This is a genomic window from Paenibacillus sp. EC2-1 (assembly GCF_049311625.1).
Lineage (GTDB): Bacteria > Bacillota > Bacilli > Paenibacillales > Paenibacillaceae > Paenibacillus_AQ.
This window is the reverse complement of record NZ_CP186007.1, coordinates 37,642-51,052: the sequence shown is the minus strand read 5'-3', so window position 1 is coordinate 51,052 and position 13,411 is coordinate 37,642. Positions and strand designations below refer to the sequence as shown.

General features: G+C 46.0%; 10 protein-coding genes. All 10 read left to right on the top strand.

What is annotated here, in order from left to right; genetic code table 11:
- Positions 1-2 precede the first annotated feature (2 nt).
- The 10 genes from ACK8P5_RS25720 (at position 3) to ACK8P5_RS25675 (ending at position 13,380) form a co-directional block, all read left to right on the top strand.
- A complete protein-coding gene (locus ACK8P5_RS25720) occupies positions 3-2,768 on the top strand; it encodes a hypothetical protein (protein ID WP_422661756.1) in 2,766 nt (921 codons plus the stop codon).
- A 9-nt stretch (positions 2,769-2,777) separates the two neighbouring features.
- The gene (locus ACK8P5_RS25715) at positions 2,778-3,149 is read left to right on the top strand and encodes a hypothetical protein (RefSeq protein ID WP_422661755.1); all 372 of its coding nucleotides are present in this window, start codon (positions 2,778-2,780) and stop codon (positions 3,147-3,149) included.
- A gap of 12 nt (positions 3,150-3,161) precedes the next feature.
- Entirely contained in the window at positions 3,162-4,016 is an 855-nt protein-coding gene (locus tag ACK8P5_RS25710; protein ID WP_422661754.1) for a hypothetical protein, read from the top strand.
- Positions 4,017-4,030: 14 nt separating this feature from the next.
- Positions 4,031-4,585 (top strand): hypothetical protein, encoded by a 555-nt coding sequence (locus ACK8P5_RS25705; RefSeq protein ID WP_422661753.1) that lies wholly within the window; start codon positions 4,031-4,033, stop codon positions 4,583-4,585.
- Between the two features lie 11 nt (positions 4,586-4,596).
- Entirely contained in the window at positions 4,597-6,183 is a 1,587-nt protein-coding gene (locus ACK8P5_RS25700) for a hypothetical protein (protein ID WP_422661752.1), read from the top strand.
- Complete coding sequence (locus ACK8P5_RS25695) at positions 6,176-6,811, top strand: hypothetical protein (protein WP_422661751.1); 636 nt, start codon at positions 6,176-6,178, stop codon at positions 6,809-6,811. Before ACK8P5_RS25700 ends, ACK8P5_RS25695 begins: the two co-directional genes overlap by 8 nt.
- A gap of 14 nt (positions 6,812-6,825) precedes the next feature.
- The gene (locus ACK8P5_RS25690) at positions 6,826-8,991 is read left to right on the top strand and encodes a DUF2586 family protein (protein WP_422661750.1); all 2,166 of its coding nucleotides are present in this window, start codon (positions 6,826-6,828) and stop codon (positions 8,989-8,991) included.
- A 53-nt stretch (positions 8,992-9,044) separates the two neighbouring features.
- On the top strand, positions 9,045-9,803 hold the full coding sequence (locus tag ACK8P5_RS25685; protein WP_422661749.1) for a hypothetical protein: 759 nt from the start codon (positions 9,045-9,047) through the stop codon (positions 9,801-9,803).
- A 63-nt stretch (positions 9,804-9,866) separates the two neighbouring features.
- A complete protein-coding gene (locus ACK8P5_RS25680; protein ID WP_422661748.1) occupies positions 9,867-12,296 on the top strand; it encodes a hypothetical protein in 2,430 nt (809 codons plus the stop codon).
- Between the two features lie 16 nt (positions 12,297-12,312).
- Complete coding sequence (locus ACK8P5_RS25675) at positions 12,313-13,380, top strand: peptidoglycan-binding domain-containing protein (RefSeq protein ID WP_422661747.1); 1,068 nt, start codon at positions 12,313-12,315, stop codon at positions 13,378-13,380.
- The last annotated feature ends 31 nt before the right edge of the window (positions 13,381-13,411 follow it).

Here is a 13,411-nt window from a genome sequence, read left to right as displayed (position 1 = left end):
CGATGGCATTGAAATTTGTACAGACAGGATATACCGGGAGCGGTGGCGCGTCCGGTGGAACGTACGATCACAATCTGTTAATAAACCGGGGATTGCCTGATCAGCATACGATCGAGTCAATCACAGGATTGCGAACCGCCCTAAATAAGAAATACGAAAAGCCGTTCTCGGGCATTCCGAAGACGGATCTCGCTTTCGATGTAGCGACAATGCATGACTTGGATGTGCTACGGACGACTGAGATTGTTGATCTTAGCTCTCAAATACTTGCTTTAGCCACAGAGGTTCAGCAAGCTCGTGGTAACGAAAGTAACTTGAAAGCTTATATCGACACTAAGGTGTCCTATGCAGACTGGTCTGGTGGTGGAGGCGGATCTGGTGGTGGTCACGTAGAATCGCAGGTCGGTTATCCGATCTACGAAGAACATCGGCCACAACAGGGGCAGAAAATATTCAAGCTACAGAAGACATTCCGTTTTGGAACACATCAGCTCGAAGTGTATACCAACGGTTTAAAGATGGTGGAGAATGATGATTACATTGAGCTGGACTCATCTACTGTTGAGTTTATCACTCCTCTCGAAGTGGATGATCTCGTCGTATTCCAAGTCCGGGCAGTTATCAACTCTGGATTGCATGAAGAGTATGTGGCCATACATGGACAGACGACATTTAAGTTGGCGAACCCGTATGGAATCAACCAAAATATTCTGCAGGTATTTCGTAATGGTGTGCTTTGCAGGAAGGGGCGCGACTACAAAGAAATTGATGACACAACAGTCGAATTCGCGTATCCGTTAAACGATCGGGATTACATTACGTTTAAGCAAGCTGGAGCTACAGATCCAATCGCTGGTACCGTGATGGAGTCGGAGATCGGGCGAGTCAAAATTAACTTGGGGTACACGACGATGCGACTACATGATTCTGTTCAGACTGCAGATACAGACTATCGAGATATGTATATAGACACATTTATAACACCGAACAATATCGATGAGCTTGCGAGCTTCCCTTATCTATACAAGGATTTTGGTGTTGAAGTACGGCCGATTACAACGACGATGACATCTAGTGAGGATTTCGAAAAAGGTATCGCTACAGAGGTGGATACACGTACGCATCCCGGCTCTATTCGCTTAAAGAACCAGGCCGGAGGATCTGAGGCCCACGACTTCGCCGCGTACACGATCGAGACCAGTGGTAATAAAGTGATACTTGATAGCCTTTTAATACTCACCAGAAATCGTGTCGATGTTTATTTTTACATCACGGATGTAGGAACAAAACGTGAATTGAAGGTTCGATTAACGCAAGGCGATGTGAGCACAGAACACTTACTCGGATCAACTACGGGCCACTACTTCGGTCTATCTGCAGAGCAGGACGCACAGGGTAGCGTTCACCTGGTCTATCACGAACAGGGGGTTGGTACGGGGAAAGTTAGATACGTGATCGTACGTGATGACGGTAGTCCGGCCATTCCATTAGGGGTAATTAGCGATCCGGCTTACGACGCAATGAATGCGGATATAGATATCGACAGCTCGGGTGAGGCGCATATTGTATTCATGAGTAAGCGAATTAATCCAAGCTATTTCAACATCGACTACCTCAAGATATCTGTTGGTGTGAAGTCAAGTGTCAAGGACGTTACTAGTTTCACCGCATTTGATGCAGTGAACCCCCGCATAGCTCTGTCAGACGATAAGGTTCATATCATTTATGAGAGTGTCGAAATAGACAAGAGAACCAAGAATCTTTTTTATAAATCCATCGAGGCGGATCTGATTGTAGGCGAATCTGCAATTACGACATCCACATCGTTCGATAATGTTATGCCAGATTTGGATGTTGACTCAATCGGCTCAATTAAGATCGTCTGGAGATCGAAAAGGTTGGGGTCTACATATGGTATCGATTTTTGTACGATCTCTCCAACCGGAGTAATCTCTTCGGTTAAAACATTGGCCACCGGTAGTTTCCAGGCGGGACGACCGCGGATTAGTATTGACTATGAGGATATTTCTCATATTGCATTCCACGCAAACGTTGCGAGGGTTGATACGGATAATATCATGTACTCTTACGTCTATCCGGATGGTTCTATATCTCCGCTAGTGGATATCGCCTCGGCTGCGGCTAATGAATTTACAGACCCCAATATTTATGCATATGGGGATCGACTAGTCGTTAGCTACTTAGGTACGATAGAAGGATTTAAGGTAGAGAAGAGTTTGGCTAATTACACTGGTATGGGGCGATACGATTTGGTTATCGACACGAAGACACCGGACGCTTCTTGGAACTGCATATCTATCGACTCTATAGTGCCGAACGGTAGTAACGTAAAAACGGAATATCGTGTTAGTAATGACGAAGTTGCTTGGTCGCCATGGAAGTCTTCCAGCAGCATTGCCGCCGACAAGAAGGTCGGAAGATATATGCAAGTTAGAATCACACTCTCTTCTACGGATTCAAATCTGACACCAGAAGTGAATGAAATCGCTGTGGAGTATCTGCCGACTTTCATAGAAGTTCAGTGTACCTCTCGAAAATCGGCAAAGGATGTAGACTCACTCATCGTTATAGCGAAGGCATCAGCAGGCGTAACCTTTAAAGTCTCACGAGATGGTGGGCTGAATTGGGCCGATGCGCAAGTAGAGACTGCGGTTAATATGCTAACTAAGCCAAATGGCAAGGAAGTTGTCGTAAAGGCAAAAATCGAAACAGGATCCAGGCTCGATGCGTGGGGACTGCTGTGGTAGGTGACCAAAGTGAATAAAATACTCAAGATGCTTCGGGGCGGAATGCAAAGCCATCTTATTGTTGCTGATATGCGCGGAATCGTTATCCCCGCAAAGACGACAGTCGACATCGATATGACAACGGGATACAACAAGATTTTATTAAAATCAATTGAGGTGTCTTGCCGAAAGAACCAGGATCTTCGCGTGGAGTTCTTTGAGGAAAGGCTGCGGGAGAATTCTAGGTACAACAGCGGAAATGTTACACAGGAGGCCTATGACGTTCTAGATCTTCCATTTGTGGATCAAGATGGCCAACAACAAATGTACTTACGGATTACCAATCTTGGATCGGTAGAGGCTGAATTCGATGTTGAAATTCGCGGCCTCGAACTAAAATAGGGGGTCTCGTATATGGCAGAATTCACTCCTCGGTGGGTTTATATTCCGTCAGACGGACAGACAGAGATCACGCTGTCATTACCGTATATAATGGGCGACGGAAGTTTAAAGGTTTATCTGAATGGCGAGATCCTCACAATCGACGTGGATTATGAAGAAGTTGATGACAAGAAGATTACCTTCTTATATCAATTGAGTCAGTACGATATAGTGATCGTGGAGCATCCTGTGCAGTTCCAATCAAAGACGGCAAAGATCGTCGGAGTTCCAGGTCGCAGTCTGTTTCAGAAAATTGGAACCGAAGAGCGCCTGAAAAAGAACCAGAGATACACGGCTTCTTTTTATTACGATGATAAGGTTATGGAGTTCTCTTTCATCACAAAGATGGACCCCTTTTACTCAACTGAGCGGATAATTCGTGGAGATTATCCTGATATGTTCAGTACGATAAAGAGTGAAACCATAGCGCTGCAGATATACATGACGAGTATTCTGGTGTCCGAGATTGCAGGAGATGAAGCGCTACAGGAGATCGAAAAGGCGAAAGAAGAGAATTCTCAGTTTCCATTCTATGTCCGCCAATTTGTTCGTTATAAAGTTGAATACAATCTACTAATGTCTATTTATTTTGCGATTTCAGGGAAGTCCTCTTCTGAGGGAACAGTACTTGGCGACATGGAAATTAATCGCCGGTGGGAGCTTGGTGATGTTAAAGATTTACTAGGGGAAGCGAGAAAGAACATTCGGGAGTGGGAGAAAATCCTCAGAGGATCAGAAGCGATGCGTATCGCTGCGGGAGCGTCACGTGGAGGATCTGCAGATCCGTACCCATTAAACACGCCTCGCCGGGTAGATTCGACCGAGTAGGAGAGTGATTAAAAATGGATATGAGATTAGAAATGGACCGAATTTTGAAGCAACATGGCCACCCTGTATTGCTGCAGCGGACGAGCCGGAAATTAAGATGTATTTGTTGGAACGAGAAACATCAGGAATCCGATCTTGAATTATATATCAGTATTATAAAGCCAGGGACGATACCGTCATCATGTCCACGATGTCTGGGAACCGGCCGCGTTTCTAGGATTGAGAGACACACGATCCGGCGTCATCAATCCGCACAAGCACTAATATTGCCGCAGCTAATACAGTCTGGTAGTCCGGGACTTGTCGCGTCAGATGCCAAGGTCTTTTATATGAGATACGATGTACATCCTCAAAAAGGAGATCTTATCTACGAAGTGGGTTGGGATAAACAGCGACCGACTCATTTACGACAGGCGTATGTTATACAATCCCCAGAAGACGTTCGCCTTGAAAAAGGTCGGATCGAATTTTATCATGTCGTCGCAAAGGAAGCGAACGTAGATACACCAATGAAGGGATTCGCGATACGACGTCTCGGATCGCTGCAGAACTACGAACCAGTAAGATAGGGGCTGTGCGGATGATTTACGACTTTCTTTATAATAAACCAGAGTCTGCTGCGCTCGGAAAATGCATCTATATCCTAGGTACCAGCATCGATGGCCCCCTATTCGAACCAGTCCAAATCAAAGGACCGGATCAAGCTATTAAGGTTTTTGGTGATCGAGATTCTGGTACGCTAGTTAGGGCTTTCGAGCAGGCATACGAACTACGACAGGACATATCAATCTTTTTAATGCGTATTACTGGAAAATCTGCTACATTGAAAATAGAAGGTTTAGATGTCCCGATGTTTGGGGATTTCTTAACGCTGAGAGCTATCAACGCCGGAGAGAAATACAACTCTATCAATATTCGAGTTGAGTATCGTCCGACAATTGACGAGTTCTCATTTATCATCAAGCATTTGGATGACATCATCGTCTACAATCTGCTGAACTATGGAACGATGGATGAACTGATTCAGGCGATCAATAATGATTGTAGAAGCGGTCTTCATACGTTACTTGCGACGACAGAATTAGGTGGTAAGTCACCGATCGACTTGTTTACCGCAATCGAACCTGATGGAGTAAATCTATCAGGTGGTGAGGATGGTGTGATCGTCTCAAAAGATGATCTATACATCGCGGCTGATACAGCGTATAATCTTCTGTTAGGAAAGGCCATTGATATAATCGTACCCGTCGGCATGTACGTCGATGACGTTCATCCGGCTGCATTGTATGGAAATGCCACTTACGGTAGCGCCTACTATGCGTCGAATCGAGACTATCTTCGTCTAGTCGATACGGAGAACGAGAATAAAGTGGTTTCCTTTCATGAGCAGCTGATAGAATTCTGTCGCGCTCAATTCTCTCTAGGGATGATGACGCATGGCATTATAGGAATACGTCCACTCGATGTCATTCCTGACAATGTCGAATATGATTCGTCATACATCCTCCGGTTGGTGGAAGCGACCGCATTCAGGGATCGACACGGATTTGTAGACTTCAAAAATGGACAGTACAGCGACAAGGGGTATTTTATTACAGTCTTCGCTTCGGAGTTTGTGTTCCAACAAGATACCGAAACCGAATACTTCGATAGTGGTGCTGTTGTGTACGGTGCGTTAATGGCTGGACGATTTGAAACGACGACGAACACGAAACTCCCAGAGAGTATAAGACTAAGGTATGAATTGAGCAACGATAGTCTTAGAGATCTATCAAAACTTGGAGTAACCGGATGTAAAGTCAGCGTTCGTCACGGACTGGTCGTTTATAGCGGCGTCACAGCGGCTCATTGGGCGAACGATTTGCACAACGTGTCAAATGTGAGAATGATACAAAGTGCATTGTCCGCAGTCAATGAAGTTATCGAAAGAGTCACGGAAGAGGATTATGAACCATCTATTCGTCGAAGGATCCTTGATGATGAAATAAAAGACCGGATGAAGATATTATCCGATGCCGAGATCGTAACGGGGTACGATTATCAAGTTCTTCTCGACAATAGTAATTCGCAGGGGGCGATTGTTCTGAAACTCAAGACGAAATATTCGGTAGAGGCGATTGGAACATCTGCACAAATTTCTTATAGCGGAGGCGCGAGATATGAATAGTCCCCTCTTGAAGACGTATACGTCAAAGGGAAACTTGGATTTGGACGGATTTACGAATGCCGTATCCTCGCTTTTAAAAAGAGCGTGGGGTGAGGACTGGGGAGAGCTTGTTCATGACGAGCCTACCGGCAACGATCCTGATAAAGTGACGTTGCCTAAGATTACATATGACTCGAATAGTCGAGTCAGATCGAAAACCCATAAAGCTCTAGATCCGATCAAGTTCAATCAGTTTCGTGAAGGAAACGAAAGCGTGGAGCTGTACAGAATGTGGTTTGACGTTTTGGTGGATTTCAAATTCTATCACGCCACCAACCGGGAAGCCAGACTACTTCTCGAAGAGTTTGAAGACTTTATATTCACTTACAAAGATCATTTTAGAGATCTTGGGGTCTCAGATATCATTTGGGAAGAGGAATTACCCCCACAGGTTGTCTCGAGATTCGGAGCTAAAATGCTTCCTGAGCGAACGCTCCGTTACCTCGTACGCATAGAGCGAATTACTGAACTTCGCTCAAAAATAATATCCGATGTTATCACGGACGTGAAGTCTAGCGATGGTACCTCGAGTAAGCCTCAAGGGAAAACGCTGATGGAGAACTACCGTGAACTTAACAGGAAGTTGTAAGGAGGACTGTTCCAATGGCTAATTTTCAAGATGAATATGGTAACCTTCCGGGACATAATATTCAATTCCGCGATGGGAACCTGAACTTGCCAAATGATGCTAATCCAGCTGATACGGAGTCTATCTTGTTCTTGGGGACCGCAACTGATGGTCCAGTGTACCAACCGGTTCGCGTAACTCCAGACAACGCATCTTTGTTTGGACGCATGACTCACCCGAATGGTGTAGCAAACGGAGCAACATTGCTGTCGGCATTCGAAGAAGCCTGGAACGCTGGAGCACGCGACATTCGCTTGATGCGTATTTCTGGTAAGGTTGCGAAATCGCAACTTCGCGGAGCTTCTCGTACAAAGACCGTTGAACATATTGTTACAAAGGTTGTTGGCGTATCTCAAGGTAACGCTGCACAGACTGTAACATTACCTCACGGTGGGATTGATCTTTCCTCCCTTGTTATTAGTGCTAACGGTGTAATCTTGCCGACGAGTACCTATACAGCTGAGGCTGGAACAGAAGAGAATCTACAGACAAGCGAGCCTGGAGTAAAGGCGACGGTTGAGTTCAAAGAAAACATTGCAGACATGGAAGCGGACGTTATTGTCAGCTACGATTATGCATATGTCGATGCAGAAGGTGAAGCTGGAGTTTCGCAAGCGGACACGAACGTAGACGAAACGGGTCAACCGATCGTGCTAGCTGGCGCACCAAAAGCGTTTAATTTGGACCACCAACCAAAAACGGGATTGAAGCTGTACATCGAGGGATCTGAGATCACGAATCCTTCAACCCCGATGCAACCAATCTTCATCGTAAACGCGGTAGGTAAGACAGTAACCATTAACAGTACTGACAAGATTGCCCGCGGCCTAACTGTTGAGGTGAGTTACGCTTACGATGAAGTTGTCGTAGAGACTCCAACGATTGAACTTGAGTCCGTTAACGGTGGTAATGTCTATAATCAAATGACCAACGATGTCACAATTGAGAATGGCATTTCTAAAGTAACTATCGTCAAGCCGGACTCGAAGAAGGCGTTGATGAGTGAAGCTCCGATGACGTTCGCTTCAACGAACTACCCAAGCTTCCAGCTGCTAGTGAATGCGATTAACAGTCATCGTGATAACGGTGGAACTGTCCGCGCATACACGAACTTCCCAGACGAGCTAACAAGCACGCTGGAAGTGAAGCCAACGACATTCTTCTCTGGCGGTAACGACGAGATCGGTCTGTCAAAAGAAGAGCTCTACAAACGTCTTGGCGGTGAAACCGATGCGGAAGGTTATGTTACGACGCAGGGTGCATATCAGCTGCTGGAAAACTACACAGTTGATTATATCGTGCCGATCGGAGTACATGCCGACGATAAGTTGATTGGTAAGCATGACAATTTCGCATACCAACTCGCTCTCGCATGTGCTGTAATCTCGCATTACAACAGTGTAACGATGGGCTTGATCTCAACATCCTCTCCTAGTGACATCTCCCTAAGAGGCGTACAAGAGCACGTTAACAAACTGCTCACGCTAGAGAACAATTACTACATGAGGGATCGCTTCGGTAATGAGATCAAGGATGGGGAAGGAAACCGTATTGATTTGGGTCAATACATCCACATCAATGCCGGTCCTGATGTCATCGTATCCAATACACGTATTGGGTTGACCGCATCAAACAATGGCGCAGCGTATCTCGGTATGGTGTCGAAGTTGCCAACGCAATCCGCACCTACGAACAAGATTATCCCGAACGCGCTAAGCTTGCGTTACGAGTATTCTCAGGCTCAATTGAACAAGCTCACCGAAGCTCGATTCTTGACCCTGAAATACAAAAACAACAAGCAGAATGTCGCTGTTGTAGACGCTATGACTGCAGCTCATGTGGGTAGTGACTACACCCGGGTTTCAACAGCTCGTATCGTGAAGGAAGCTTGCAACATCATCCGTGAGGTTGCAGATCCGTACATCGGTGAACCAAACGATGCAGCTAACCGTAATGCGCTGACGGCCGCGATCGCTAAAGAACTTGATAAGATGAAAGAAGGTAAGGCACTTCTATCTTACGACTTCCAGATCGTAGCAACGCCGCAAATGGAGCTGATGGGTGAAGCTTCTATCGAACTCGGTCTGCAAGCTCCTAAAGAGTTGCGGAAACTGACGACGATTGTCAGCCTGACTGTATAATATCGGGCCGGGACATGATCCCGGCCTAATCCCCTCGCAAGGAGGACAATAACATGTCTACTCAATACGCGAAGACTCTTACAAGTTTTTCCGGTGCAGATCTACAAGTAAACTTCGGACCGAAGATCATTGGTGAACTGCAGCAAATTTCATGGGGCATTAAGCGTGAGAAGGCCCCAGTGTTTACACTTGGATCCGCAGATGCTCGCTCGTTCTCTCGCGGTAAGCGTGGAATCGGTGGTAGCCTCCAAATGTTAAACTTCAACCGTGACGCATTGATTAAGGAATTGGTTGACGATCCTAACGTATGGAATCGTTTAGCGCCAGGCGCAATGTTTACAGCAGCTGGTAACTTGAGTAAGCGTGGTTCCGAGGTGTTCAACGACGCCTTGACACTAGCTGGTTGGAATAAGAAATCCAACTCAACCAATAACCAATCCTCTGGCTCTGACGAGTATGGATTTACTGATAATCCAAACACAGCGATTGAGCCTAGCATTCAATCGGGTAACAACGGCGCTCAAATCCGTGTACCATCGGGATTCGGCGTAATCCGTGCGGAGAATATCGTTTATGCTGATATGATTCCTCCGTTCGATGCGACGATGACGTTTGCGAATGAGTATGGACAAGCTGCGTTCCAGAAGATCTACGATATCGACATCATGGATGAGTCCAGCGGCATGAGCGTTGACTCTATCGTGATGGAAAGACAAATGGGCTTTGTGGCTCGTCGTATCTCTCCTCTAATGGAGGGTGTATACTACCGCGATGGAAGCGGAAATATCGGCGGCAAAGAAGTTTACGCTTAAGCCCTGATATAAAAAGACAAGCCCGACAATGCGTCGGGCTTGATTTGTATGGAGGCGAGAATTTTGTCCGTACCTCAAAATTATTTAATTATGACTCAAGACCAGATGGCAAAAGAGTTAGCCCGCCTGCAGTCCAGTTGGACGCCAGGAGATACGGAGACAGCCAAGCGCGGAGAACAATTGCGCATGGCTGCAGCAATGAAAGGCTATAACACTCTTAGTATTGAGCAGGAGTCTTACAAGATTCAAGGAAAAGCTTTTGGTGACGAACAGCGAGCCGGATACAACAAAACGATGCAGACGATCAATATCGCTAAGGATATAGCTGAGCAAATGAAGAAGTTTGAGCAGACAAAGGATCAGAAGTATCATCAAGCCGCACAGAATGCTCGTATGGAAGCCGCAAGCAAAGGTCTGTCGCTAAGAGATATTGAAGGGTACGCTCAGCAATATAAAGATCCTGCTCACGCAGAGCCTTCACAGGATAAGATCGATTACGCTATGAAGAATTACGGACAAGCCGCATACTACGCAGGTAAGATTGCAGAGAACATGCGTAAATATAAATTGATTGAATCCGACAGTTCGTTATCGGATGCGACGAAGAAGGCACAGCTAGCCGCCCTTCATCAGTCCAGTCAAAATCTTCGAATTGCAGCCCTAAACGAAGGATTGGATATCTGGGAATTGGAAGAGATGGCGTATTCGTATCGACACAATGGTGCGAAGATGCCTGCAAGTCACAAAAAGGCTGCAGCCACTTATATAGATCCTCTCATTCAAAACTTTCAAAATAGCTCGAAGGTTCAGCAAGTAGGTACGACAGGTGAGGCGGCCGTCCGCAACAAAGGTCGGATGTCAAAGAACGCTTACGGTGCAACATATAGTGGGGCGGACATGGTTGTTTACATGGGCTTTCCAGGAACGAAACCGATCTATGTCGGCGTCGCGACAACACTCACCTACACGACGTATCGAGAGAAGAAACAGATCCGTACAGTTGGGCGGATATCAGCTCGTGGATTCTCAAAAGGGCCGCGGACGATATCTGGCAAGATGATCTTTACGGTAATGAATGAGCATTTCATTGAGCAAATTAAGCGACAGATTTATTACATGCGAGACATAGATCACATGATGATGGATGAGTTGCCGCTATTCGATATACTCGTTATGTTTGGTAACGAGTACGGGAGTGCATCTGGTATGGTTATATCCGGTTGCACGATCGTCGATGAGCAAAAGACGCTGTCGATCGAGGAGTTTCTGATCGAGAATATCTTTACGTACTTAGCTCGAAAGATAAGTCCGATGAAGGATTTCTACGCATCTGCAGAAAAGGAATACAATCCGTCGCAGTGGATTGGGTCAATCCTCAATGCTAAAGGTAACGAAATGATCGCCAAGTTCGATATCGATGAGCTGATTCTCTACGAACAGGCTGGAGATCTCAGCAAGGATAATCCATTTACGACATCGCCCGAGAAGTGGCAGTATACGTGGATGGATGGAATTGCGCAGATCGAGCAGGGTGCAGATCCCAAAACACCTCCGGCGCTAGTCCTAGTTCAGGTCTATGACAGTACGCAGAAAAAGTACGTAACCCAAGGGGCGGTCCAACTTACGATCAATGGCGGGGTTGTGGGTGCGGCGACGGGCAAGGAGCACTCGACATCAACCTTTAGTGGGAAGTTAGATTCATCGCTATATAAAACACAGGGGTCTGTCGTCCCAGGCTTCGTTATGGACGTTGATGTAAATCGTAATGTAAGTCTTAAAGTCGAATTTACAAGCTCTGTGTACAAGGCCGCAACCGGTAGCGTATATATTTCTGGCAATGCAGCGTACGTCAGAATTACAACATCAATGAATGCCGGTAAAGAGCCACCAAAGGATACAGAGCAGGAGATCACGGCTGTAGCAGTATGGCCTAACTCTAGCTGGAAGCCTAACGAACATAGTTACGAAAACTGGATCGATTTAAACAAGATTGTAGTTAAGCCTCCGAGTAACCTTAAGATCAATAAAGGCTTGATCCCATCGAGTAAGGACGTAGGTGATTACGCGAAGTTATCTGGAATCAAAGCACAAATCGGCGTTTATCGTGGAAGCAATCATTCATTAAAAGCGAATTGGCCGGTTCAAGTAGAATGGGCCCTTTATGATTCTTATGTTAATAAATCGAACAACCTTCTTAACTGGCATAACTACGACCTATGGGATCGACTGGATCAAAAGGTCAGTATGAAAAGTACGACTGCAACGCCGAAATTAAAAAAGGGATCTGGTGTCTGGGATATGAAGACGGACTCGACAGGAATCCTGACAATAGAGCCGGAGAAATTGTTCAAAACGATAAGTAAGAAGGGTGCCGAAATCGACTGGAGTGATATGCCGTCGAATATCGTCCTCGTCTTCACTGTAACTACGAAAACTGCAAACGGATCTATGTTCCCAGGGGCATGTATGTTCAGCTTCCGTAAGCCGAACTAGGGAGAGGAGTATCAAGATGACGAAAAGAATTCCACAGGGTGTTCGGTGGGTCGATAATGGACGCCCCCAAAATGAGTATCAGTTATTTCCGGAAGAATACTTCTCAGCAGCTGACGCGACGATTTACTTCGGAGATATCTGGATGGACGATATTACAAACCTACAGTTCGGTCTAGTTGAAAAGACGAATCCTTTATTCGGTTATGCAGATAAGACGTGGGCCCACTTCATGAGGGGTAGTCGATTGGTGACGGGATCCTTTCGAATCGCTTTTCGTGAGGCTGGATTTATGTATACGGTAATAGACCATATTGGTCAGCTCAAAAGTTCACGCCCAACACTCTCATTTTTGCTGGCGGGAGAAGAGCGACCAAAGTGGTATGGTGACGTAAAGCAGAGACTAGAAGAAGTTATCGGCGGATGGCAAAGCAGTAAGGCGGCGAAGAAAAAGACAAGAAAGGTTCCTCGCTGGACGTCTGCAACTCTCAAAAAGGGTATGGTAAGTGACGAGGTTATGCAGCTACAGATTAGCCTTTATGGTCGTGGGTTCTACAATGGAGTTATTGAAGGGAAGTATGATGACGAAACAGTGGCGGCGGTAAAGGCATACCAGAAGTCTAAAGGTTACGCCGTAACCGGCATTGCGGATGCGAAGATCAAAGATGACTTCTCCGATGTGGAGACATACGTCGTTCCAAATGAGGATTACGGGAGCGTAACACCTAATGGTCAGGCGGAACCTCGTATGGTAGAATATGAGAAGAATGTGTGGGGTTACGATACGGTGAAGCGTGCCGACGATGTTCGGAATCAAGACACATATTTCTACAGAGGGCGAACGACGGAGATTAACGGATTTCATCCGGAGTGGCTCTTTCAAAATGGTATCGATATTTACATCAACTATGGACCGCTAGACGAGTTCGTTAAAGGAAGAGATAAAATTTTGCAAGAGGCTACCTTCAATACGACGGTTAAGGCGATCCGCAATGTTCAGTTGACTGGCGTTGCTCAGGTTCTAGACCCGAGATCAGGTGAACCCATTGAGGAAGTGTATCAATTCATGGCCCAAGATATGGACTAGGTTGTCAATTGTGAGAATGACATAAAGGAGA

Excerpts from the sequence above, each read along its gene's own strand:
- ACK8P5_RS25690 (WP_422661750.1), top strand. The coding sequence starts at position 6,826 with ATGGCTAATTTTCAAGATGAATATGGTAACCTTCCGGGACATAATATT.
- ACK8P5_RS25710 (WP_422661754.1), top strand. The coding sequence starts at position 3,162 with ATGGCAGAATTCACTCCTCGGTGGGTTTATATTCCGTCAGACGGACAG.
- ACK8P5_RS25700 (WP_422661752.1), top strand. The coding sequence starts at position 4,597 with ATGATTTACGACTTTCTTTATAATAAACCAGAGTCTGCTGCGCTCGGA.
- ACK8P5_RS25695 (WP_422661751.1), top strand. The coding sequence starts at position 6,176 with ATGAATAGTCCCCTCTTGAAGACGTATACGTCAAAGGGAAACTTGGAT.
- ACK8P5_RS25675 (WP_422661747.1), top strand. The coding sequence starts at position 12,313 with ATGACGAAAAGAATTCCACAGGGTGTTCGGTGGGTCGATAATGGACGC.
- ACK8P5_RS25720 (WP_422661756.1), top strand. The coding sequence starts at position 3 with ATGGCATTGAAATTTGTACAGACAGGATATACCGGGAGCGGTGGCGCG.
- ACK8P5_RS25705 (WP_422661753.1), top strand. The coding sequence starts at position 4,031 with ATGGATATGAGATTAGAAATGGACCGAATTTTGAAGCAACATGGCCAC.
- ACK8P5_RS25685 (WP_422661749.1), top strand. The coding sequence starts at position 9,045 with ATGTCTACTCAATACGCGAAGACTCTTACAAGTTTTTCCGGTGCAGAT.